The following is a 20757-nucleotide window of genomic DNA, read 5'->3' as shown; positions in this document are numbered from 1 at the left end:
TGGATTCATTGTAACAACATCGGGATTCCGGGTTCGCGCCTACGGCGCGCCCCGGAATGACGGGGCTTGGCTGAACCACGCCTTGCCGCATTGCGAGCCCGCCCTCCAAAATGATACCTCGGTTCCGTCGCAGCGTGTGAAGGGGAGCGTGTCGTGGGACTTCTGCTGATGGTGGTGGGGCTGGTGCTCTTTCTTGGAGCGCATGTTTTCACGAGCAGGCGCGAGGCGCGGGCACGCGCCATCGCATCGATGGGCGAGGGGACCTACAAGATCGTCTACAGCCTGGTCGCGCTCGCCGGCCTCGCCCTGATTGTCTGGGGCTTTGCCCATTATCGCGCCGACGAGTTCCGGGCCGTATGGGATCCTCCGAAATTTCTGAAGCACATCAACATCGCCCTGATGCTGCCGGCCGTCATCCTGGTGGTCGCGGCCTATCTCCGCGGCCGCATCTACACGGCGGTGAAGCATCCGATGCTTGCCGGCGTGAAGCTGTGGGCGTTCGGCCATCTGCTTGCCAATGGCGATCTCGGCGGCATCATCCTGTTCGGTTCCATCCTGGCCTGGGCGGTCTATGATCGCATCTCGCTGAAGCGGCGTACTGACCCCGGCGCTCCGCCGATTCCGGTCGGCGGCATCGGCAACGACCTGATTGCGATTGTGGTCGGCGTCATCGCCTATCTGGCGCTGGCCTTCGCCTTCCACCCGGTCGTGCTTGGCATTCCTGTGATGGGGAGCTGACGATGTCCGTTCAATCGACGATCAGGCGCAAGACGGCTCCTGATATCCGTGCCCGAAAGGGCGGTGAGCCGATCGTCATGCTCACCTCCTACCATGCCCACACGGCGGCAATGGTCGATCGGCATTGCGACGTGATCCTGGTCGGGGATTCGCTCGGCAACGTGATGCACGGGTTCGAGACCACGGTGCCGGTCACGCTCGACATGATGGTCCTGCAGGGGAGCGCGGTCATGCGCGGCTCCCGTCAGGCACTGGTCGTGGTGGATATGCCGTTCGGCTCCTATGAGGCCGGCAAGGAGCAGGCGTTTCATTCGGCTGCGAGAATCCTGAAGGAGACCCAATGCGGCGCGGTCAAGCTCGAGGGCGGCGTGCGGATGGCCGAGACGGTGCGCTTTCTGACCGAGCGCGGCATTCCGGTGATGGGGCACATCGGCCTCACTCCCCAATCGATCAACACGCTCGGCAGCTTCCGCGCACAGGGGCGTGAGGCGGAAAGCTGGGCTCCGATCGAGAACGACGCGCGCGCGATCGCGGAAGCCGGCGCCTTCTCGATGGTGATCGAGGCCGTCGCCGAGCCGCTGGCGCGCAAGATCACGCAAGCCGTCGCCATTCCGACCATCGGCATCGGCGCCAGCGCCGCCTGCGACGGCCAGGTGCTGGTGCTGGAAGACATGCTCGGATTGTCTCCGAAGGTGCCGAAATTCGTCCGCCGCTATGGCAACCTGGGACCCGCAATCGAGGAGGCCGTTGCGGCCTATGCGGCGGATGTCCGCTCGCGCGCGTTTCCGGCCGCCGAACATGTCTACGAGATGAAGGCCAAGACCTGAGAACCAAGAGCTGAGAACCGGGAGTTGAGAACCAGGACGAGAAAGCCAAGCCTCGAAGAGGAGCCTTTGGCCCTTGCCGGGCGATCCAGGAGCAGGGTCATCAGAAAGGCAGTTGCGCGAAGCCGTGGTGGCATGATAGCCGCGTTCCGGCGGGACCGAAGCGGCCGGTATTAAGCTCTTGATTCCGCGAGGCCGGCCTTGCCTCCGCCATATCGGCGCGCTATCCGCGCCGCATATCGGGGTCGGGCGCTTGCCGGCACCTGATACCGCGCCTGAAGCGGCTCACAGCAGATATCATGGGATATCGTTAAGTGTCTGAATTCTTTGATGAAGTCGACGAGGAGGTCCGCCGCGATCAGCTCAAGCGGCTGTGGGACCGCTATTCGTTATTCATCATTGCGGTCGCGCTCCTGATCATCGCTGCCGTCGGCGGCTGGCGTGCCTATCAATATGTCGAGGGCCAAAAGGCGGCTGAAGCCGGCTCCGCCTTCAACAAGGCGGTCGAGCTGTCCGACCAGGGCAAGCATGCCGAGGCGGAGAAGGCTTTTGCCGACCTGGCCGCCAGGGCGCCTGCCGGCTATCGCATGCTGGCCCGGTTCCGGCAGGCGGCCGAGGTCGCAACCCGCGACAAGCAGGCCGCGGTGAAGCTCTATGACGAGCTGGCAGCCGATCGCAGCATTGGCGCCGGACAGCAGGCCCTGGCGCGCCTGCGCGCCGCTGGCCTGCTCGTCGATACCGCTGGCTACCAGGACATCAAGCAGCGCCTGGAGGGCGAAGCCGGGCCCGGCGCCGCCTTCCGCCATGCGGCCCGGGAGCTATTGGCCTTGTCCGCCTGGCACGCCAATGACGCGGCTGCGGCACGGCAGTGGCTCGACATGATCGCGCTGGACGGCGAGACGCCGCCGGGCCTGCGCTCGCGTGCGGAAGCGCTGCAGGCTTTGCTGCCGCCGGTGGCGAAAAGCTGAAGCGCTGACGGCAAGACTTCACGTTTGACGGGGGGACCGACCATGCGCCGCCACCAACGCCTGATTGCTGCTACGGTCCTGATCGCGCTGTCGGGGCTTCTCGGCGGCTGCGCCGGCGGCTTGAGCAGTTTCGATCCGAGCGATCTGCTCGACTTCCTCGACACCAAGAAGAAGCTGCCGGGTGACCGCAAGCCGGTGTTTCCGGAGGGCGTGCCCGGGCTCGAACAGGGCGTCCCCAAGGATCTCTACAAGGGCGCTCAGCAGCAGGACGATGCGGCGGCCCAGGCGGCGGCCGCAGCCCAGCCCGTGCCTCCGCCCGCCGAGGAGCCCAAGGGAAAGAAGGGCAAGAAGGGCAAGCAGGCCGCTGCGGCGCCGGCCGCCGAGCAGCCGCCGCAGGACGGCGAGGCCGCCGCGGTCGAGGAGGGCGCCGCGGCCGTTCCTCCCGCGCCCAAGCCGAAGAAGATCGCCCGCCGCCGCACCACCGCGCCGCCGCCGGACGACACCACGACCACTCAGCCGCAGCAGTCCAGCACGTCCGGCGCAGGTTTCCCGGCGCCGATGCCGAGCGGCTCCTTCGGCCGTTAATTCAATTCGCGAAGCTTTCCTGCCCGCTGTTTCGGTTTTCCGGCCGAATGCGCTAGAGCTTGCGCCTGGACGCGCTGGACGCGCATTGGATCACCATGTTCACGATCGCCATTATCGGCCGGCCCAATGTCGGCAAGTCGACCCTGTTCAATCGCCTGGTTGGGCAGAAGCTGGCGCTGGTCGACGACCTGCCCGGCGTCACGCGTGATCGCCGCGAGGGCGAGGCGCATCTCGGCGATCTCGCCTTCACGGTGATCGATACCGCGGGCCTGGACGAAGGCGTCAAGGGCTCGCTGACGGCGCGCATGCAGGAGCAGACGGAGACCGCGATCAAGCTGGCGGACGCGCTGTTCTTCGTCATCGACGCCCGCGTCGGCCTGACCCCGACTGATCGCGCCTTCGCCGATTTCGCCCGCCGCGCCAACAAGCCGGTGCTGCTGCTCGCCAACAAGAGCGAGGGCAAGCATGGCGAGCTCGGCGCGATGGAGTCGTATGCGCTCGGCCTCGGTGATCCGATTCAGATCTCGGCCGAGCATGGCGAGGGCATGGGCGAGCTCTATGACGCCGTGAGCGAGCTGGTGCCGACCGAGCCTGACGACGAGGACGAGCGCGAGGAGACCGACGAGGAGCGCGCGGGACGGCCGATCCGCGTCGCCATCGTCGGCCGTCCCAATGCCGGCAAATCGACGCTGATCAATCATCTGCTCGGCGAGGAGCGGCTGCTCACCAGCCCGGAGGCCGGCACCACCCGCGATTCCATCGCGGTCGAGATCGACTGGAAGGGCCGTGGCTTCCGCATCTTCGACACCGCGGGGCTGCGGCGCCGCTCGCGCATCGAGGAGAAGCTGGAGAAGCTGTCGGTGGCGGATGCGCTGCGCGCGGTGCGCTTCGCCGAGGTCGTCGTCCTGATGATGGATGCGCAGAACCGCTTCGAGGAGCAGGATCTGCGCATCGCCGACCTGATCGAGCGCGAGGGCCGCGCGCTGGTGATCGCGGTCAACAAATGGGACCTGATGGACGGCAAGCCCGGTCAGATCTCCGCCTTGCGCAGCGATGCCGATCATTGGCTGCCGCAGGTTTCCGGCGTGCCGATCGTGGCCGTGTCGGGCCTGATGGGCGAAGGCATCGACCGGCTGATGGAAGCCATCGTCAAGGCCTATGCTGTCTGGAACAAGCGCGTGCCGACCTCGGCGCTCAATCGCTGGTTCGAGCAGGCGATTGCCGCCAATCCGCCCCCGGCCGTCTCGGGCCGGCGGCTGAAGCTGAACTACATCACCCAGACCAAGGCGCGGCCGCCGAGCTTCGTGCTGTTCTGCTCGCGTGCGGACGCCATCCCGCAATCCTATCTGCGCTATCTCACCAACTCGCTGCGGGAGATTTTCGAGCTGCCGGGCACGCCGGTGCGCATCACCCTGCGCGAGAAGGCCAATCCATTCGCGCACAAGCGCAAGCGTCCGTCATAGGCACAAGTTGGCGGAGCTTGCCCGCGCCTCGGTGTCGAACACAGCTCAAGGCTTCGGCTGGTAGCCGTCGGTCAATGTGTTCAGGAACGCGATGATGTCGGCTTCGTCCTCTTCCGTCATCGCAGGAGTCTCGCCCAGCTTGCGATCGAATGGCGGATCGCTGACATCGACATTGGCGTGATACTTGGCGGGCAGGTCATCGTATTTCTGCACGGTGCCGTCCGCGCTGCGCGGATAGATCTTCTCCGGACTTGTGTCGCGGAAGTTATAGAAATCGAGCACCTGCTGCAGGCTGTGGAACACGCCGTTGTGGAAGAACGCGCGTCGGGTCGCCGCGTTGCGCAAGGTCGGCGTCTTGAACATGCCGCAATACTGCGTCTGGTCGGCGATGTCGGTGCGTTGCGGACCGCAGGCGCCGAGATCAAAATAGTTGGGGTCATGGTTGTCGGCCAGCGCAGCATTGCGCGGGGCACCGAGCGCTTCGTACTGATGGTCGGTGAACAGCGGAGGCAGGCCGTCGCGAGTAGGGCTCGACGGATGGCAACCGGCGCAATTGGCCTTGTCCGGATCGTTGAACAATTGCAGGCCGCGCAACTCGCTCGGGCTCAGCTGTGCCTTGCCTTCCAACCAGTAATCGAACTTGCTGCTGTAGGGATGGAAACTCGGCTCTTCGAGCTGGTAGCGTGCCACGGCGAACATCGCCTCGGAGACCAGCAGACGTGGATTGCTGAAGATGTTGGCCCCGAACAGGCTGACGAAGCTGTTGGCATAGAAAGCCTGGCGGAGCTTGCCGGCCACGGTTTCAATACTGCCGCCGTCCATCTCACGCCGGTCCAGCAGCGGAAACAGCGCCTGATCCTGCAGCGTGTCGGCGCGGCCGTCCCAGAACAGGCCGCCTTGCGGCACGATGTTCGCCGCTGAAGCCGCGGTCTGCGTCGCGATTTTCTTGGCGCGTGGCGCCTGCTTCGCGGTCGCCGCCATCTGCGCCAGGTCGACGATGGTCTCGTCGTCACCCTTGTCGGGCCCAATGCTGAAATTCGGCTGACGCTCGAGATAAGTCAGTGAAGGAACAGCGCGCGCGCCCTGTTGAGACAGGGTTGAGCCGCCGAGCATGACCGGACCGTGGTTCGGCGGCCCATAGGCGTGGTTCGGACTGTGACAGGACGCGCATGACAGCTTGCCCGACGAGGATAGCGAGGCGTCATGGAAGATCTGCCGACCGAGCTGCGCCATGGCAGAGAGCGGGGCAGGGCGCGGACGCATCAGGTGGATCGGGTTCGGATTGGCTCCGGCCTCTCCTTGCTTCTCATCCGCAAAGACAGCGCCGGCCATGCAGAGCAGGCCGGCGCCGATGAGCTGAAAGATGCGACCGTTCATATCTCCGCTCGGTCGCTTAGTGATGGTGACCTTCGGGTGCGCTCACGATGACGGTGCCCGCGGTCGGATCGAGGAAGAGCTTGTTCGCCTCGTCGTCGTGATCGCGGTCGAAGTCGAACAGGTCCATGATCGATCCGGCGCTGGCGTCGAACGAGCCTCCGCCGAGACGCTGGCCGTGCAACCAGTTGTCCTCGATGAAGCGCACCACGGACGCCTGCGAGATCCGGGTGTGGCTGACGTAGTTCTGCTTGGCGTAGGGCGAGATCACGATGAACGGAACGCGGGTGCCCGGACCGCAGCGGCCGTTCACGGGCTTGCCGTTGAGGCCCTTGGGCTGGGGCTGGGTCGCCGGACCGGTGCCGCACAGGCCGGGCCCGTTGACCTGGTCGGCGCTGGAGTCGTAGGAGGCATTGGTCGGCGTCGCATAGGCGTGGTCGTACCAGCCGTCGGAGTCGTCATAGGTGACGATGACAGCGGTGTCCTTCCAGTCCGGACGTTGCTGCAGGAAGTTGATCAGATCGACGTTGCCGGTCTGCTCGTCGAGCGGATCGGAGTTGCCGGGATGACCGTCCTGATAGGCCGGCATCTTGATGTAGGACACGGCGGGAAAGTTGCCGGCCGAGACCGCTGCATAGAAGTCGTCGAGGTCGTAGGCGTGGTTGGCGGGATCGGCGGTCTTGCCGTCGGCCTTATAGGTGTGGCCGATTGCCGCCATCGAGCTCGGCCGCGCATGGGTCGGGTTGGCGGTCGACCTGTAGTACTGGAACCAGGCGTGGTGGGGGACGTAGTCGGTGACGGTGCTGGCCACGTTGCTCGCATAGGTGCTGCGTGCGCAGCCGGTCGTGCCATTGGCATTGCTCAGCGCGAGGTCGAAGCCGCCCATGAAGCTGCCCCAGGTGATCTTCGCGTCATTGAGCATGTCGCCGATGTTCTTACCGGTCATCAGGACCGTGCTCGTCGTGCTCGAGCACGAATCATAGGCCGGATCGGTGTCGCCGATCAGGCTCAGGCCGCCTTGGCCGTCCGCGATCGAAGACGACGAGCCGACGATGTTCTGTGCGCCGTTGGTCTGACCGGAGATCACGTTGATCGCACCAGGCGTCGACGGCCCATAGGTGTCGGTATAGGCGTTGTCGTTCATGGCAAAGTTCTGCGCGTAGTTCCAGAACGCCGTGACGGTGTTGCCGTCGAAATAGCCCATCACTTGGCCGTTGGTGCCGAACGCGCCGACACCGCCGGCCGTGCCGCGACCGGTGAATTTCGGGAACAGGTCGGCCTTGCCGTTGTCATAGGCCTGCTGCTCAGGCGTGTAGGCGTGGTTCTGCGAGCGGGTGTTGGCCTGGGTACGGTCGAGACGGAACGGGTCCGTCGCGCCGGTGCCGTTGGCGGTGTTGGTCGCGTTCGGGTTGTTCACCAGGAGATTGGCGCTGGCGAGGTTATTGACCTCAGGCGTATGCGGCTTCGCCTTGAAGGGAATTTCTCCTGCCGGATTGCCGGCGTTCGGATAGGTCGCAAAGTAGTGGTCGAACGAGCGATTTTCGTTGAAGATGATCACGAGATGCTTGATTGGGGTCGCCGTGTCGCCATGCTGCGCCTGCTGACGATCATGGTCGTCCTGATCCGCGGAGACCGGAGTCATATACGCCATCGTCACGGCGAGCGCGGAGGCTGCAACCGTGGAAAGAAGCCTGATTTTCATTCGAATTGCCCCGAAAAAACGTATGCTGTCGCGTTGCGGCGTTTAGTCGCGGTCAGTGACAGCGATGTGTCGTTCTCGTGAGGGCTCGCGTGTGTCGCGGATCAGTCAGTAACTATCTCTTGATCGCCCGCGCTTCTCCGTCGTGCTGCGCTCATCGATGGCGCGGCGGATGCGTGGTTCCAGGGAAAAGGAACGGCGAGGTTCGCTAGCATGCGAACCTCGCAAGCGTGTTGTCGCAGCTTCAAGAGTTTCCAACTCAATGTGAGCGAAACATACAGAAATGATACGCCTTCATTTCTTCACAAGCGGGCAGTCGCTCGCCTCGAGGGGCTTGGCGGCATCCTCGGGCGCAATCGTCGCGACCAGCTTGTAATAATCCCACGGATATTTCGATTCCTCGGGCTTCTTGACCTCGAACAGATAGGCTGGGATCAGGCGGCGGCCGTCGGCGCGCAGCGGGCCTTTGCCGAACAAGGGATCGTCGGTCGGAAGCTCCTTCATCTTGGCGACGACCTTGGCACCGTCATGCGGATTGCCCCCGAGTGCCTCGAGCGCCTTCAGGTAATGCAGCACAGCGGCGTAGTTGCCGGCGACGGTCATCGACGGCATCGTGTGCTTGGGCGAGGCCTCCATGAAGCGCTTGGACCAGGCGCGCGTCTGATCATTGAGGTCCCAATAGAACGACTCGGTGAAAGTGAGGCCCTGCGCGACCTTCAGCCCCAGCGCATGCACGTCGGTGACGAACAGCAGCAGGGCCGCGAGCTTCTGGCCGCCGGCAACGATGCCGAACTCGGAAGCCTGCTTGATCGCATTGGTGGTGTCGCCGCCGGCATTGGCCAGTCCGACGACCTTGGCCTTCGACGATTGCGCCTGCAGGAGGAAGGAGGAGAAGTCGGAGGAATTGATCGGATGCTTGACGCTGCCGAGCACCTTGCCGCCATTGGCCGTGACGACGGCCGTGGTGTCGCGCTCCAGCGCCGCGCCGAACGCGTAGTCCGCGGTCAGGAAGAACCAGGTGTCGCCGCCGGCCTTGGTCAGCGCCTTGCCGGTTCCGTTGGCCAGCATATAGGTATCGTAGGTGTAGGAGATCGTATTGGCGTTGCAGGCCTTGCCGGTGAGGTCGGCGGTCGCGGCACCGGAGTTGAGCAGCACCGCGTTCTTCTCTTTGACGAGATTGGAGACGGCGAGCGCGACGCCAGAGTTCGGCGTGTCCGCGATCACGTCGACCTTCTGATTGTCGATCCATTGCCGGGCGATGTTGACGCCGACATCGGGCTTGTTCTGGTGGTCGCCGCTGAGGACTTCGATGCTCCAGCCCTTGGCCTTGAGCCCGGAATCCTCGACCGCCATGTTGATCGCGGCCACCGAATTGGGACCGCCGATATCGGCATAAAGGCTCGACATGTCGTTGAGCACGCCGATCTTGACGATCTTGTCGTCGGCGAAAGCATGGCCGGCAAGGCTGAGCGTGGTGGCTGCGAGCAGCATCGCAAGCCGCCGCGCATGGGTCGTCGTCATGATATCCTCCCTGGTGATGTGTCCAGCGCGGCCCTCTTGAGCGGGGCTTTGGCTGGTTCCAGTTGGATATCTTCTCTTCGTCGCGGCGGCAATGCGCCAAAAGGCGCGGGCTCCAGTCCTCTGGCGTGACGTAGTTAACGCAGCGCGTCCGAGGTCAGCCTGAATTTCTGGATGCGCTTACCGGTGTCGACTTCAGCGGTATAGACGTTACCGAGCTTGTCGACGGCCATCGCGTGCACCCAGTGAAACTGGCCGGCATTGCGGCCGTTATGGCCGAAGCTGCCGACCACATTGCCGTTCTCGCGATCGATGATGCGGATCTCGTTGTTCTCGCCGTCGGCCGAGAGCAGATAGCTCTGCTTCGGATCGGGCCAGATCGCGAGATCCCACACCGCGCCGTTGCCGAGCGTGCTCTTCTCGAAGAACCATTCCTTGACGAAGCTGCCGTCCTTCTTGAATACCTGAATGCGATCGTTGATGCGGTCGCAGACATAGACCAGCCCGTCATCGGCGATCTTCACGCAATGCACGGGATTGCCGAACTGCTGCGCGACCGGCGCCTTGGGATCATAGGGCGGCTGCTTGGCGTCATCGGGCACATGGCCATAAGCGCCCCAGTGCCGCTTGTAGGCCAGCGTCGTTGCATCGAACACGATGACGCGATGATTGCCGTAGCCGTCGGCGACGTAGATCTCGTCGGCCGCCTTGTCGATTGCGGTCTCGGCGGGCTTGCCGAGCTGCGTGGTGTCGTTGGAGCCCTTGCTCGGGGCGATGGTGCCGATCTGCCCGACATACTTTCCGTCGAGCGTGAATTTCAGGATCGCGTTGTCGTTGTCGGCATTGCCGCCGATCCAGACGAAGCCGCGCTCGTCGACCTCGATGCCGTGCTCGCGGCCGACCCATTCATAGCCGTCGCCGGGACCGCCCCAGGCGCGCAACAGATTGCCGTCGACGTCGAATTCGAGCACGGGCGGCGCAGGGATGCAGCATTTCGAGCGCGGCGGATTGAGGGTCGCGCCTTTCTCGTCATCGGTCAGCGAACGCGGACGGTGGATCATCCAGATATGGCCTTGCCAGTCGACGGTGATGCCGCCGACCTGGCCGATGATCCAGTTGTTCGGAAGCTGCTTCGGCCAGGATGGATCGACGGCGAAGGTCGGGATCTCGCCGGCCGCGGCGGCGAGGCAGGACAGCAGGAGGCGGGCGGCGGCGATGATCAGCGAAAGGGTCCGGGCGAAAACGATCGCGGGCCGGCGCGACGTGCGCGTCATGGCATCCTCCCTGGTGTGCTGCGGTCAGCCGCTAGCTGATGTAGTCAATCGCGAGCTCGGAGTGGTGTCAATCGGCACGCTCTCGTTTGAGATGAGCATTCCGCCACTCGCCGGTTTCGATTGCCGAGCCGGCTCACGTGTTCTTCATCACCTCTTTTTCAAGAGACTCAAGGGACCGCATGACCGGCGCTTGGCGCCTGCGGCGGGAGGGGTCCGTGACACCGACGGCTGCAGGAAGCGCGCCAGCATGGTCCGCAGATGCTCCGTGGTCTGCTTGATGTCGACGGCGGGATTGCGGATCGGCAGGGCGCGGGCGCCGTCGATGATGACAAACAGAATGTTTGCGGTGGCGCCGGGATCAAGGCCGGAATCGACGTCGCCCCGCCGCTGCGCCTTGGTGAGGAAGTCAACGAGGAGCGCCCGCATCGCGCGTGCATGCTCGTGGACGATGTGGGCGAAGGCCGGATTGCGACAGGCTTCGGCCAGAGCCTCGGTGCTCAACACCTGGGCTTCGGGGCGATGGATGCTGGCGTTCTCGATCTCGATCAGCAGGGCGTCGATCACGTTGGGCGAGGCGAGGATCGCTTCGAACCGCGACGCTGCATGGGCGAGGTTCTCCTGCACCAGCGCTTCGATGATCGCGTCCTTGCTTGGAAAGTAGTGATAGAGGTGTCCCGGACTGATCTTCGCCGCGACGCAGATGTCCGTCGTGCTGGCGCCGTGAAAGCCGTGCCTCACGAAACAGCACAATGCGGCACGGATTATTTCCTGACGTTTCTGCTCATGCTTGACGGGATCAATCTTCCTCATTGCCGCCGCTCCCTCGCCCAAAATCTCCTCTAACACAAAGAAAGTTCAGCTGAAATTGATAATTAGAGAGATCAATCTATTTTTGATGGACAAGTTCCCTTTGGTGTGCAAGTAATAACTAGAGCGATCTGTCTATCAATGGGTGCGGCATGACCAATCTGCGTGCGGTGATCGCCGTGCTCGCGTCGATCCAGGTCGCGGGCTGCGCCGCGTTCGCGACGCGCGTGGTGCCGCCGGAGCTGGTCGCCGGTCACGCCGATCCCGTCGGCTTCCAGAATGTCAGGTACTGGGGCGACGAGGCCACGCCGGGATTTGCCGACACGCTCGTGCAACGCGCCTCGATGAACGCCGTGGTGTCGCGGCAGCTCAACTTCCTCGCCATCTCCGGAGGCGCCGAGGATGGCGCGTTCGGTGCCGGCCTTCTGGTCGGATGGGGAGATGGCGGCCAGCGTCCGTCTTTCGACATGGTGACCGGGGTGAGTTCGGGAGCGTTGATCGCGCCGTTCATCTTCGTCGGCCGCGAGCGCGATACTGGCCTGCGCGAGGTCTTCACGGCCTATGGCCGGAAGGACATCTTCACCGTCAACGTCTCCGGCCTGCTGCAAGGCGCAGCGCTGGCCGACAATTCACCGCTGTCGAAACTGATCGAGAAGTATGTCGATCGCGAGTTCCTGCACGAGATCGCCCGCGAGAGCAGCAAGGGCCGGGTCCTGCTGATCGGCACGACCGACCTCGATGCTCAGCGTCCGGTGCTTTGGGACATGGGACGCATCGCGTCCGTGGACAGCCTCGAGGCCCTCAGCCTGTTCCGCCAAGTGCTGCTGGCCTCCGCAACCGTTCCCGGCGCCTTCGCGCCGGTTCGGATCAAGGTGCGCGTCGGCGACAAGGAGTACGACGAACTCCACGTCGATGGCGGCGTGACGCGCCAGGTCTTCATTGGTCCGTCGATCTTGCGCCTGGTGTCCGGGCAGGGACCGCACCGCACCGCCAATGGTGCACGGCTGTTCGTGATCCGGAATGGTCGCATCGATCCCCAACGCGAGCGGGTCGGGGCCGACGTGCTTTCGGTCACGCAGCGCTCGCTGTCGACGCTGATTAAGAACCAGGGGCTGGGCGATCTGTACCGCATCTACTCGATTTCGAAGTTCAACGGCATCGATTTCAACCTCGCCAGCATCCCCAAGGATTTTCAGGTCCAACCCGACGGTCCGTTCGACCGGACCTATATGAGCGCGTTGTTCGATCGCGGCTATGAGATGGGCCGTCACGGCTATCCCTGGGTGAAGAGCCTGCCGGGGCTTCAGCCCGCCCGGCGCGACCCCGAGACGCAGAAGCTTCCCGTCGCGATGCTCGGAGACGTCTCGCGATGACGGAGCGGGGCAGGAAAAGGCTTTTCGTCGCGCCGCTCCTGGTCGCGGTGCTGCTGCTCGGCGGCTGCGCGACGTCGGCAGGGACGCAGACCGGCGAGGGCGGTTTCCGCAATACCTACAACTATCTCCCGGTGAACGATCCGCCGGCCGAGCGGCCTGAACCGTTGATGAGCACCGAAGAGCAGAGCAAGCTGCGGGAAGCGCTGACGAAGGCGCGTGATCATCAGACGCCTCGTCCCGCGAAGCAGGACACGAAGTGACGCATGCATCGCGCAGGCTTGCTTCGCTCCGCTGGCAATGACGAAAGAATTGGTTACGCCGGCGGCTGGAAGCTCTTCAGGCTGCGGGTCGCGTACTCGTACAGCTTGCCGGTCTCGGTCCACGCGGGCGAGCACATCGGCACGATGAATTCGGCGACCTGCTCGGGCGTATCGAGCGTCATCGGGTCTTCGCCGGGAAATACGGTGGCGCGCATGCGGGTGCGGATCGGCCCCGGGCTGAACAGATTGATGCGCAAGGGCGTGCTCGCGGTCTCATGCGCCCACACACGCACGAGCGCATCCAGCGCTGCCTTGGACGCGGCATAAGGGCCGAGATAGGCCGGCGCCTTGTGGGCGGCACCCGAGGTGATGAACACCGCGCGCCCGGCGTCGGAAGCCTTGAGCAGCGGCTCCATACAGCGGATCAGCTGGAAGTTGGCGGTGACGTTGACCGCGATCGCGTCGTTCCAGGGCTTCAGATCGATATGGCCGAGCGGCGAGGACGGTCCGGGCACGCCGGCATTGCCGACGAGAATATCGAGCTTGCCGTGCCGCTCATGCAGCGCAGCGCCCAGCCGCGCGATGCCGTCGGTGTCGGTCATGCTGAGCGGCACCAGCGTCGCGCCGTCGCCGGTCTCCTTGCGGATCTCGTCATCGAGCTCCTCGAGTCCGCCTTGGGTGCGCGAAACTGCAACGACATGCGCACCGGCGCGCGCGAGCGCGCGCGCGGTCGCAAAGCCGATGCCGCGCGAGGCGCCGGTGACGAGGGCAATACGGGAGGCGAGGGGAGGGGACATGACCTGTTTCCACGTCTTAATTGCGCGGTTTTACAGGCGTGGGCGGCTAGGACAAGCCACAATCGCCGTCATTCCGGGGCGAGGCCGCAGGCCTCGAACCCGGAATCTCGAGATGAGGCAGTTAAACAACTTCGGGATTCCGGGTTCGATGCTTCGCATCGCCCCGGAATGACCTGGTGTGGCGATATGAGCCGCTAGGTGATGCGGCTGGCGGGCGGGTCAGCTCGCCTCGGCCAGCAGCGACAGCTGCCGCGGCTGCGGCTCGACCAGGGCCTGATCGGTGAGGTTGGTCGGATAGTTGCCGGTGAAGCAGTGGTCGGAGAATTTCGGGGCCGCCGGGTCGCGCGCGGGCTCGCCCATGGCGCGGTACATACCGTCGATCGACAGGAAGGCGAGCGAGTCGGCGCCGATCAGGTCGCGCATTTCCTCAAGCGAATGCGTGGCGGCCAGGAGCCCGCCGCGATCGGGCAGGTCGATGCCATAATAATCGGGATAGAGGATCGGGGGCGACGCCAGGCGGAAATGCACCTCGGTGGCACCGGCGTCGCGCATCATGCGCACGATCTTCCTCGAGGTGGTGCCGCGCACCAGCGAGTCGTCGATCAGGATGATGCGCTTGCCTTCGATTGCGGCGCGGTTGGCCGAATGCTTCATCCGCACGCCGGATTCGCGGATGCTCTGCGTCGGCTGGATGAAGGTGCGGCCGACATAATGGTTGCGGATGATGCCGAGTTCGAACGGCACGCCGGAATGCTGGCTGTAGCCGAGCGCAGCCGGCACGCCGGAATCCGGCACCGGCACCACCACGTCGACCTCGGCATGGCTTTCGCGGGCGAGCTGGGCACCGAACGCCTTGCGCACCTCGTAGACCGAGCGGCCGCCGACGATGGAATCGGGCCGCGCGAAATAGATGTATTCGAAGACGCAGGGGCGCGCCGGCTTCGGCGGGAACGGCTTGTGACTGTGTGCGCCCTGTTCGTCGAAGATCACGATCTCGCCAGGCTCGACGTCGCGGATGTAGCGCGCGCCGATCATGTCGAGCGCGCAGGTCTCCGACGCCAGGATCGGACAGCCGTCGAGCTCGCCCAGCACCAGCGGACGGATGCCGAGCGGATCGCGCGCGCCGATCAGCTTCTTGTTGGTCATGCAGACCAGCGAGTAGGCGCCTTCGATGGCGCGCAGCGCCTCGATGAAGCGATCGATGAAATGGGTGCGGCGGGAATGCGCAACGAGATGAAGGATCACCTCGGTGTCGGTGGTCGACTGCATGATGGCGCCGGCGCGCACCAGCTCGCGGCGCAGCGTCAGCCCGTTGGTGAGATTGCCGTTATGACCGACCGCAAAGCCGCCGGCATTCAGCTCGGCGAACAGCGGCTGTACGTTGCGCAGGATGGTGGCGCCTGTTGTGGCGTAGCGCACGTGCCCGACGGCAGCATTGCCGGGCAGGCGCTCGATCACCTCGCGGCGGGAGAAGGTGTCGCCGACCAGGCCCAGCCTGCGTTCGCTGTGGAAGCGCGAGCCGTCGTAAGAAACGATGCCGGCAGCTTCCTGGCCGCGATGCTGGAGCGCGTGCAGGCCGAGCGCGGTGATCGCGGCGGCATCGCTATGCCCATAAACGCCAAACACGCCGCACTCCTCGCGCAGCGTGTCTCCATCAAGGTCCGGGTCTCGCAGGTCAGCCGATCCGCCGAAGTCCAGATCCCATTGGTTGGCCTTCGGGTCGGCTTTGCCGGCAGGGTCTTGATGCTCGTCCATCGCGCCTCTCTTCTGGGTCTCGCTCACTTGCCGCCTTACTTGGCTGCAGGCTTGTCGATCAGCTTTTTCAGGCTGTCACGGGCAGGCTTTGAGTACCCATCGCCGCCGGCAGCAGGCGGCTCGGTGTCAGTCTGTTCGTCGTCCGGCTTGTTCTTCTTGAATTTCTTTAAGATGGTGTTCTCAGGATCGTCAGGCAAGAGCGACATCAGCCAATCCCCGGTTCCCTGCAGCACGACGCGGGATTTCGCCCCCGTCACCCAGTCCGGGCGCTGCTTGTCCGGCACCAGCCAGCTGAAGAACACGAACGCCACCACCACGATCAGCAGGCCGCGGGCCAGTCCGAACAGGAAGCCCAGTGTGCGGTCGAGCGCCCCGATTCGCGAGTCCAGGATCATGTCGGAGATGCGCACAGTGATCACGGAGACCACGATCAGGGTACCGACGAAGGTGCCGGCCACCACGACCACGCTGGCGACGGTGTCGTTGTTAAAATAGGTCTTCGCGGTCGGTAACAGCTTTGAGAATGAATAAAGCGTTACCAGGGCCGCTGCGCCCCAGGCCGCGATCGACAGCACCTCGCGCATGAAGCCGCGGACCATCGCGAGCAGTCCCGAAATCAGCATGACGCCGAGCAGGATGAGATCGAGGATCGTTATCGGCATCGGCTGGTCAGGTCCGCTTCACTGGTCAATGTCGTCTCGAATCGGCGGCACGGTCGCTCTCTCATTTGAGCGCCGTGGGTTCCCGGCAAGACCGCAAGATCACACGAGCCTGTGGGTAGCCCCGATGCGGGGTTGTATAGCGGCGAGTCACGGGAACGTCACGATCCGCCTAGCCGTCCTGGCGGCGGAATCTCGCCGGTGTGGCATTTTTTTCCGCACCATTGCGATCATTCTCCTGCCTCGCGCTCTCCTGCCGCGCCCTTGGCGTGCCGCGCGCGGCGATTTCGGCGACCAGGGAGGTCAAGCCGCCGACCGTGTTGAGACTAAGGCCGGCCTCACCACTGGTCTCGCCGCGCGCCTGTTCCGGCAACACCACCCGGCCGAAGCCGAGCTTGGCGGCCTCCTTCAGCCGCGCCGAGGTCTGGGCCACCGGGCGTACCGCGCCGGACAGGGAGATTTCGCCGAAATAGACCGCATCCGGCGGCAAAGGCGCATTGGCCAGCGAGGAGACCAGAGCGGCCGCAGCGGCCAGGTCGGCCGCTGGTTCATGGATGCGCAGGCCGCCGGCGACATTGAGATAGACGTCATGGCCGGAGAGCTTGACCCCGCAATGAGCCTCCAGCACCGCCAGCACCATCGACAGCCGGCTCGGATCCCAGCCGACCACGGCCCGACGCGGCGTGCCGAGCGAGGTCGGCGCAACCAGCGCTTGCATCTCGACCAGCACGGGCCGCGTGCCTTCGATGCCGGCGAACACCGCCGTGCCGGGGCTGCCGAGATCGCGTTCGGACAGGAACAGTTCGGAGGGATTGGTGACCTCGCGCAGGCCCAGACCGGTCATTTCGAACACGCCGATCTCGTCGGTCGGGCCGAAGCGGTTCTTCACCGCGCGCAGGATCCGGAACTGCTGCGAGCCTTCGCCCTCGAACGACAGCACCGCGTCGACCATGTGCTCGACGACGCGCGGACCGGCGATCTGGCCGTCCTTGGTGACATGGCCGACCAGGATGATGGCTGCTCCGGATTTCTTGGCGAACCGAATGAGCGCCTGAGCCGAGGCCCGAACCTGGGTCACCGTGCCGGGCGCGGACTCGACTGTATCCGTCCACATGGTCTGGATCGAATCGATCACGATCAGCCGCGGCACCGTGCCTTCGGAGAGCGTGGAGATGATGTCCTCGACCGAGGTCTCGGACGCCAGCTGCACCGGCGCGTCCGCTAGCCCCAAGCGCTCGGCGCGCAGCCGCACCTGCGCGACCGCTTCTTCGCCGGAGATATAGACTGCGCGATGGCCGGCGCGGGCGAGCATCGAGGTCGCCTGTGTGAGTAGCGTCGACTTGCCGATGCCGGGATCACCGCCGACCAAGAGCACCGAGCCGCGCACGAAGCCGCCGCCGGTGACGCGGTCGAGCTCGGTCATTCCGGAGGAGAGGCGGGGGGCATCGAGGCTCTTGCCGGTCAGGCTTTCGAGCTGGAATTGCCGGCCCTTGCGCTTGGAGCGCAGCGACACCGGCGCCGAGGTGGCGCCGGTTGTGTCCTCTTCGGCCAGCGTGTTCCACTCGCCGCAGGCCTCGCATTTGCCCTGCCAGCGCGAATAGGCCGCGCCGCAGTTCTGGCAGACGAAGGAGAGCGCGTTCTTGGCCATGTGGAGAGGGAATCAGTTCTCAGGGGGATTGCGTGGCGTTCCATAACATAGATAGGCCGGCAGCGATCATGATGCCATCCATCACGAGGCGAAACACGTCGGGCTCCAGCTTGAGCACGAAGCGCTTGGCGATGAAGGCGCCCGACATCAGCGAGCCGCCGGCGATCAGGCCTTTCACCAGGATATCCGGCGTCAGCGCGCCGAAGCGCTGGAAGGTGACGGATTTGCTGACATAGAGGCCGAGCGAGCTGGCGGCCTCGGTCGCCAGGAATGCGCCCTTGGCGAGACCGTAGAACAGAAACAGGGGCACGCTGAGCGGGCCGGTCGAGACCACGATGCCGGTGAGAAAGCCGATCACGGCGCCGCCGACAGCCAGATGCCAGAGATTGGCCTTCAACTGGTGCCGCGCCAGACAATGGCGTGCCGGGACCATGACGATGAGGAAGGTGCCGATCGCGATATCCACGGTGTGCGAGGGCAGCACCAGCAGCGTGCGTGCGCCGAGCGCGGCGGCCGGAATGCCTGTGACGGAATAGGCGGCGCAGGCCCGCCAGTCCCCCTCGCGCCACCACGCCAAGATGCGGGACAGGTTCGCCATCACAGCCGCGACCGCCATGATCGGCACCGCTTCCTTCGGACCGTATTCGTACACCAGCACCGGCATCAGCATGATCGAGGAACCGGTGCCGACGATGCCGGACAAGGTGCCGGCGATCAGGCCGACTGACAGCACGAACAGGAACCCCAAGGTGTCGTCTCCAGGAGCGCGGCGGGCGGTTGCCGTGCGTTAGCAGCGATCTGATGAGTCCTGCAATGCGTCCTGGAATGTGCGTCGGCGTGCGTGAGCGACACGCGCTCGTGACCGCCATTGCCCGGCAAATATCGAAGGTTGTGACGTGCATCACACCGGCCAGCGCCGATTTGCGCGAGATTAACGTTCCATGAACGGACCTCGGTTGGTGGCCAATCAGCAGTGTCCTCTGGCTTGCTGATTGCCAAAGCATCGGAGAACGCAGTCATGGCCCAGGCACATCCTTCGTCCAACAAGGCACAGTCACACGTGGCGAAATCGGGTCTGGCTTTCCTGGCCGGCGTGGTGACGACCGTGTTCGCCGCCATCGGCGCGGTGAACAGCGCCGTTCCCGCCGTCTCGAATATCGGCACGGTCGTGCTCAAGGCGCTGAACATCCCCGCCTGCCTGTCTTACGCCGACACGTTTGGCGGCACGCAAAGCAGCTTCAGGCGGGAGGGCCAGATCTGGCACGAATATCCGCGCAACGCGGAGGCGTTCAGCTACGAGTTCAAGGAGATCAGGCGGACGCCCGAGGAGATCCTGTTGTTGAATGTCACGTCACGCCCCGATGTGCCGGACGCGGCGAGCCTCATCGTCCATCTGCCGGTTTGCGGCGGAGCTGCGTTTCTCACCGAGGGGCGGCCTGAGCGCTCGACCAACCTCGAGCAGGTCTGGCCGGAGCGCCAAGGCGTCTGAACGTGATGGCGCGCCGGGACCGGCCGCCCCCGCGAGGATTTGAAGCGCCGTGATCCGCATCGTTAACGCCAGGTGTTTGAGACGGCAAAAAACACCGCTGATGATCGCGCCGATCGTTAGAGTTTGAAGCGTATTCGTCGCGTAGCTTATGGAGAGCGATACGACGATGGACGACGATTCATACGACGCGCAGGACAAATGCGCGCATCCGGCCGACAGCTTCCCTTGGCTTGCGAGCGCGCTGCTCGCGATGGAAGCGGCCGAGGTAATCCGACTGCGGCTGGAGAAATTCGCCCGTGCCGAAGTGGATGCGAACGAGGAAGTCGAGCTGATGGTGACCGAAAAGATCGTCGCCGCGCTCGAGGCCACCGCGAACCTCATGGCGGGCGCTACGCCCGCGTCGATCGTCGATCGCTACCGCGATTATGTCGCCGCCAACGCCAGGCGGCTGTCCGTCTGACAGCAATCACTTCAGCACCACCCAGGCCGGCGCGTGATCGCTGGCGCCGTCTTCGCCGCGGACCTTGCGGTCGACGCCGCCTTTAATGAGCCGCTGCGTCAGCTGCGGGCTCAACAGCAGATGGTCGAGCCGCAAGCCCGCATCGCGCGGCCAGCGGTTGCGCTTGTAGTCCCAGAAGGTGAACATCGGCTGCTCCGGATGGAGCGTGCGGATCGCATCGCACCAGCCCTGGTCGACCAGCGCCTTGAACGCCGCGCGGCTCTTCGGTTGGATCAGCGCATCCTTGTCCCATGATTTCGTTGGATAGATGTCGCGTGGCGTTGGCGCGACATTATAGTCGCCGGCAAGCGCCACCGGCAGATCGTCCTTGATGAATTTGGCCGCGTGCTTCTGCAGCCGCTTGAACCAGGCGAGCTTGTAGTCGAATTTCGGTCCCGGCTGCGGATTTCCGTTCGGCAGATAGAGACAGCCGATGACGATGCCGCGCACGGCGGCCTCGATGTAGCGGGCGTCATTGTCCTTGGGATCGCCGGGCAGGGCGGTGCGGATCAGCACCGGCTCGGCCTTGCGCGCCAGGATCGCGACACCATTCCAGGTCTTCTGCCCACGCCACACCGCGCCATAGCCAGCCTTTTCGATCGCTTCAGCCGGGAATTCGTCCTGCGTGCATTTGAGCTCCTGCAGGCAGACGACATCGGGCTTCGCACTACGCAACCAGCGCAGCAGGTTGGGCAGCCGCCGCCTGACATTGTTGATGTTGAAGGTGGCGATCTTCATGGGATGGCGGTATTCATGACGGCGGGACGCACATAAGAACGATCGGGGAGGCTTCCATGTCCAAGCTCGCAGCCGCCATTTTGTTCACGCTCCTTGTTGGGTTGCCACAAGCAGCCTTTGCCCAGGCGCTGACCGCGGAACAGCGGACGGCATGCAAAGCGGACTACGAAAAATACTGCGCAAGTGTCACGCCGGGCGGCGGACGCATCATCGCCTGTCTCAACAAGCAATACGCTCAGCTCGCTGACGCCTGCAAGAAGGTCCTGAAGGCCGCCAAGAAATAGGTCGG

At 64.5% G+C, this 20757-nt stretch carries 21 protein-coding genes; 10 read left to right on the top strand and 11 right to left on the bottom strand.

The window, feature by feature from the left end:
- The first annotated feature begins 153 nt into the window (after window positions 1–153).
- The 5 genes from BRAS3843_RS20225 to der all read left to right on the top strand — a co-directional run bounded on the left by BRAS3843_RS20225 (window position 154) and on the right by der (window position 4578).
- Window positions 154–738, top strand: coding sequence for an NnrU family protein (locus tag BRAS3843_RS20225; RefSeq protein WP_008970875.1), 585 nt, complete (start codon window positions 154–156; stop codon window positions 736–738).
- Window positions 739–740: 2 nt separating this feature from the next.
- Window positions 741–1565 (top strand): 3-methyl-2-oxobutanoate hydroxymethyltransferase, encoded by an 825-nt coding sequence (gene panB, locus BRAS3843_RS20220; RefSeq protein WP_008970874.1) that lies wholly within the window; start codon window positions 741–743, stop codon window positions 1563–1565.
- Window positions 1566–1876: 311 nt separating this feature from the next.
- Complete coding sequence (locus BRAS3843_RS20215) at window positions 1877–2530, top strand: tetratricopeptide repeat protein (protein ID WP_008970873.1); 654 nt, start codon at window positions 1877–1879, stop codon at window positions 2528–2530.
- 42 nt (window positions 2531–2572) lie between these two features.
- Window positions 2573–3115 (top strand): hypothetical protein, encoded by a 543-nt coding sequence (locus tag BRAS3843_RS20210; protein ID WP_008970872.1) that lies wholly within the window; start codon window positions 2573–2575, stop codon window positions 3113–3115.
- A 95-nt stretch (window positions 3116–3210) separates the two neighbouring features.
- Window positions 3211–4578 carry a ribosome biogenesis GTPase Der gene (der, locus tag BRAS3843_RS20205; protein WP_035982296.1) on the top strand — a complete coding sequence of 456 codons (1368 nt, stop codon included), beginning with the start codon at window positions 3211–3213 and terminating at the stop codon, window positions 4576–4578.
- 45 nt (window positions 4579–4623) lie between these two features.
- Here der and BRAS3843_RS20200 read toward each other — a convergent pair whose 3' ends face one another.
- The 5 genes from BRAS3843_RS20200 to BRAS3843_RS20180 all read right to left on the bottom strand — a co-directional run bounded on the left by BRAS3843_RS20200 (window position 4624) and on the right by BRAS3843_RS20180 (window position 11253).
- Window positions 4624–5955: a cytochrome c peroxidase gene (locus tag BRAS3843_RS20200; protein ID WP_008970870.1), complete on the bottom strand. Its 1332-nt coding sequence runs from the start codon at window positions 5953–5955 to the stop codon at window positions 4624–4626.
- Window positions 5956–5971: 16 nt separating this feature from the next.
- A complete protein-coding gene (locus tag BRAS3843_RS20195; protein WP_244425414.1) occupies window positions 5972–7594 on the bottom strand; it encodes an alkaline phosphatase family protein in 1623 nt (540 codons plus the stop codon).
- Window positions 7595–7945: 351 nt separating this feature from the next.
- Complete coding sequence (locus tag BRAS3843_RS20190) at window positions 7946–9172, bottom strand: ABC transporter substrate-binding protein (protein WP_008970868.1); 1227 nt, start codon at window positions 9170–9172, stop codon at window positions 7946–7948.
- 134 nt (window positions 9173–9306) lie between these two features.
- Entirely contained in the window at window positions 9307–10443 is a 1137-nt protein-coding gene (locus BRAS3843_RS20185; RefSeq protein ID WP_008970867.1) for a hypothetical protein, read from the bottom strand.
- Between the two features lie 147 nt (window positions 10444–10590).
- Window positions 10591–11253: a TetR/AcrR family transcriptional regulator gene (locus BRAS3843_RS20180; RefSeq protein WP_008970866.1), complete on the bottom strand. Its 663-nt coding sequence runs from the start codon at window positions 11251–11253 to the stop codon at window positions 10591–10593.
- Between the two features lie 149 nt (window positions 11254–11402).
- Here BRAS3843_RS20180 and BRAS3843_RS20175 point away from each other — a divergent pair, with 149 nt between their 5' ends.
- Entirely contained in the window at window positions 11403–12623 is a 1221-nt protein-coding gene (locus tag BRAS3843_RS20175; RefSeq protein WP_008970864.1) for a patatin-like phospholipase family protein, read from the top strand.
- Window positions 12620–12883, top strand: a complete 264-nt coding sequence (locus tag BRAS3843_RS20170) for a hypothetical protein (protein WP_008970863.1) — start codon at window positions 12620–12622, stop codon at window positions 12881–12883. Before BRAS3843_RS20175 ends, BRAS3843_RS20170 begins: the two co-directional genes overlap by 4 nt.
- A 53-nt stretch (window positions 12884–12936) precedes the next feature.
- Here the strand turns inward: BRAS3843_RS20170 and BRAS3843_RS20165 are convergent, their stop codons facing one another.
- The 5 genes from BRAS3843_RS20165 to BRAS3843_RS20145 all read right to left on the bottom strand — a co-directional run bounded on the left by BRAS3843_RS20165 (window position 12937) and on the right by BRAS3843_RS20145 (window position 18490).
- Window positions 12937–13680: an SDR family NAD(P)-dependent oxidoreductase gene (locus tag BRAS3843_RS20165; RefSeq protein WP_008970862.1), complete on the bottom strand. Its 744-nt coding sequence runs from the start codon at window positions 13678–13680 to the stop codon at window positions 12937–12939.
- 219 nt (window positions 13681–13899) lie between these two features.
- Window positions 13900–15435, bottom strand: coding sequence for an amidophosphoribosyltransferase (gene purF, locus BRAS3843_RS20160; RefSeq protein ID WP_008970861.1), 1536 nt, complete (start codon window positions 15433–15435; stop codon window positions 13900–13902).
- Window positions 15436–15470: 35 nt separating this feature from the next.
- A complete protein-coding gene (locus tag BRAS3843_RS20155) occupies window positions 15471–16097 on the bottom strand; it encodes a CvpA family protein (RefSeq protein ID WP_008970860.1) in 627 nt (208 codons plus the stop codon).
- Between the two features lie 169 nt (window positions 16098–16266).
- A complete protein-coding gene (radA, locus tag BRAS3843_RS20150) occupies window positions 16267–17742 on the bottom strand; it encodes a DNA repair protein RadA (RefSeq protein WP_008970859.1) in 1476 nt (491 codons plus the stop codon).
- A gap of 19 nt (window positions 17743–17761) precedes the next feature.
- Complete coding sequence (locus BRAS3843_RS20145; protein WP_008970858.1) at window positions 17762–18490, bottom strand: sulfite exporter TauE/SafE family protein; 729 nt, start codon at window positions 18488–18490, stop codon at window positions 17762–17764.
- 270 nt (window positions 18491–18760) lie between these two features.
- On the opposite strand from BRAS3843_RS20145, the gene BRAS3843_RS20140 reads away from it, so the two are divergent.
- Window positions 18761–19231 (top strand): hypothetical protein, encoded by a 471-nt coding sequence (locus tag BRAS3843_RS20140; RefSeq protein WP_008970856.1) that lies wholly within the window; start codon window positions 18761–18763, stop codon window positions 19229–19231.
- Between the two features lie 166 nt (window positions 19232–19397).
- Window positions 19398–19691, top strand: a complete 294-nt coding sequence (locus tag BRAS3843_RS20135) for a hypothetical protein (RefSeq protein ID WP_008970855.1) — start codon at window positions 19398–19400, stop codon at window positions 19689–19691.
- A 6-nt stretch (window positions 19692–19697) separates the two neighbouring features.
- On the opposite strand, the gene xth is transcribed toward BRAS3843_RS20135, so the two are convergent.
- Entirely contained in the window at window positions 19698–20468 is a 771-nt protein-coding gene (xth, locus tag BRAS3843_RS20130) for an exodeoxyribonuclease III (protein WP_008970854.1), read from the bottom strand.
- Window positions 20469–20524: 56 nt separating this feature from the next.
- On the opposite strand from xth, the gene BRAS3843_RS20125 reads away from it, so the two are divergent.
- Complete coding sequence (locus BRAS3843_RS20125; protein WP_008970853.1) at window positions 20525–20752, top strand: cysteine rich repeat-containing protein; 228 nt, start codon at window positions 20525–20527, stop codon at window positions 20750–20752.
- Window positions 20753–20757: the final 5 nt, after the last annotated feature.

It is taken from the genome of Bradyrhizobium sp. STM 3843 (assembly GCF_000239815.1).
Classification (GTDB): Bacteria; Pseudomonadota; Alphaproteobacteria; order Rhizobiales; family Xanthobacteraceae; genus Bradyrhizobium.
This window is presented reverse-complemented; position numbering and strand designations above follow the sequence as displayed.

Bases quoted from the DNA above. Each gene is read 5' to 3' on its own strand.
- panB (WP_008970874.1), top strand. From the start codon at position 741: ATGTCCGTTCAATCGACGATCAGGCGCAAGACGGCTCCTGATATCCGT.
- BRAS3843_RS20210 (WP_008970872.1), top strand. From the start codon at position 2,573: ATGCGCCGCCACCAACGCCTGATTGCTGCTACGGTCCTGATCGCGCTG.
- der (WP_035982296.1), top strand. From the start codon at position 3,211: ATGTTCACGATCGCCATTATCGGCCGGCCCAATGTCGGCAAGTCGACC.
- BRAS3843_RS20200 (WP_008970870.1), bottom strand. From the start codon at position 5,955: ATGAACGGTCGCATCTTTCAGCTCATCGGCGCCGGCCTGCTCTGCATG.
- BRAS3843_RS20195 (WP_244425414.1), bottom strand. From the start codon at position 7,594: ATGACTCCGGTCTCCGCGGATCAGGACGACCATGATCGTCAGCAGGCG.
- BRAS3843_RS20190 (WP_008970868.1), bottom strand. From the start codon at position 9,172: ATGACGACGACCCATGCGCGGCGGCTTGCGATGCTGCTCGCAGCCACC.
- BRAS3843_RS20185 (WP_008970867.1), bottom strand. From the start codon at position 10,443: ATGACGCGCACGTCGCGCCGGCCCGCGATCGTTTTCGCCCGGACCCTT.
- BRAS3843_RS20180 (WP_008970866.1), bottom strand. From the start codon at position 11,253: ATGAGGAAGATTGATCCCGTCAAGCATGAGCAGAAACGTCAGGAAATA.
- BRAS3843_RS20175 (WP_008970864.1), top strand. From the start codon at position 11,403: ATGACCAATCTGCGTGCGGTGATCGCCGTGCTCGCGTCGATCCAGGTC.
- BRAS3843_RS20170 (WP_008970863.1), top strand. From the start codon at position 12,620: ATGACGGAGCGGGGCAGGAAAAGGCTTTTCGTCGCGCCGCTCCTGGTC.
- BRAS3843_RS20165 (WP_008970862.1), bottom strand. From the start codon at position 13,680: ATGTCCCCTCCCCTCGCCTCCCGTATTGCCCTCGTCACCGGCGCCTCG.
- purF (WP_008970861.1), bottom strand. From the start codon at position 15,435: ATGGACGAGCATCAAGACCCTGCCGGCAAAGCCGACCCGAAGGCCAAC.
- BRAS3843_RS20155 (WP_008970860.1), bottom strand. From the start codon at position 16,097: ATGCCGATAACGATCCTCGATCTCATCCTGCTCGGCGTCATGCTGATT.
- radA (WP_008970859.1), bottom strand. From the start codon at position 17,742: ATGGCCAAGAACGCGCTCTCCTTCGTCTGCCAGAACTGCGGCGCGGCC.
- BRAS3843_RS20140 (WP_008970856.1), top strand. From the start codon at position 18,761: ATGGCCCAGGCACATCCTTCGTCCAACAAGGCACAGTCACACGTGGCG.
- BRAS3843_RS20135 (WP_008970855.1), top strand. From the start codon at position 19,398: ATGGACGACGATTCATACGACGCGCAGGACAAATGCGCGCATCCGGCC.
- xth (WP_008970854.1), bottom strand. From the start codon at position 20,468: ATGAAGATCGCCACCTTCAACATCAACAATGTCAGGCGGCGGCTGCCC.
- BRAS3843_RS20125 (WP_008970853.1), top strand. From the start codon at position 20,525: ATGTCCAAGCTCGCAGCCGCCATTTTGTTCACGCTCCTTGTTGGGTTG.